Below are 1,068 nucleotides of genomic sequence, written 5' to 3'. Positions count from 1 at the left end.
CTTGGCGCGCTGGCGTTGGCGCTGACCTTCGCGCTGGAGAAGGGTTGGCTCACCATCGCGCTGGCGCTGATGTCGCTCGGCACCGCCTGGATCTCGCTGCAGCGGCCGATCCCGTTCCTGCGCTGGCTCGCCGCCATCTTCGCGGGGCTCGTCACCGCGCGCATCGCCTATGATCCATGCATCGTCGGCGATGCCGTCGGCACCACGCCGATCTTCAACTGGCTGCTCTGGGGCTACGGCCTGCCGGCGGCATCGTTCTGGGGCGCGAGCATCTTCCTGCGCCGCCGCGCCGACGATGCGCCGCTGCGCATGGTCGAGACGGCCGCGATACTGTTCACCGCGCTGCTCGCCTTCATGGAGATCCGGCACTTTGCGACCAATGGCCGGATGACCTCGCCGCCGTCGCTGCTCGAATTCGCACTGCAAGTCTGCATCACGCTCGCGATGGCGATCGGGCTTGAGCGGCTGCGGCTGCGCAGCCATAGCGTCGTGCACAATGTCGGCGCGGTCGTGCTCACGGCGATTGCCGGGTTCATCAGCGTGTTCGGTCTGTTGATCCTGGAGAATCCGTTACTGTTCTCCGGCGTCAATGTCGGCGGCCTCGTCTTCAACCTGCTGCTGCTCGGCTACGCTCTGCCGGCAGTGCTGATGCTGCTGCTGTCATATGCGGTGGCGGGCCATCGTTCCGTCGCCTACGCCAACACGATCGCAGGTGGCGCGCTGGTGTTCGCGCTCAGCTATGTGACGCTGGAGATCCGCCGCTTCTATCACGGCCCGGTCCTGCTCTACGGCGGCACCACGGGGGCGGAGCAATATACCTATTCGATCGGCTGGCTCGGCTTCGGCGTGGTGTTGCTCGGCGTCGGCATCCTCGTCAACTCCGAGCGGGCGCGGCTGGCGTCGGCCGCGGTCATCGCGCTGACGATCCTCAAGGCCTTCGTCATCGACATGTCGACATTGACCGGCGTCTACCGGGCGCTGTCGTTCATGTGCCTCGGCATCGTGCTGGTCGCGATCGGCTGGCTCTACCAGCGGATCCTGTTCCGGCGGCAGGTCGCGCCGCCGCCG

General features: G+C 66.7%; 1 protein-coding gene. It reads left to right on the top strand.

The annotated features are described in order from the left end of the window. On the top strand, nt 1-1,068 hold a 1,068-nt coding region (locus MOV74_RS38865; RefSeq protein WP_246932885.1), incomplete at both ends, for a DUF2339 domain-containing protein.

It is taken from the genome of Bradyrhizobium sp. SHOUNA76 (assembly GCF_023006445.1).
Lineage (GTDB): Bacteria > Pseudomonadota > Alphaproteobacteria > Rhizobiales > Xanthobacteraceae > Bradyrhizobium.
This window is presented reverse-complemented; position numbering and strand designations above follow the sequence as displayed.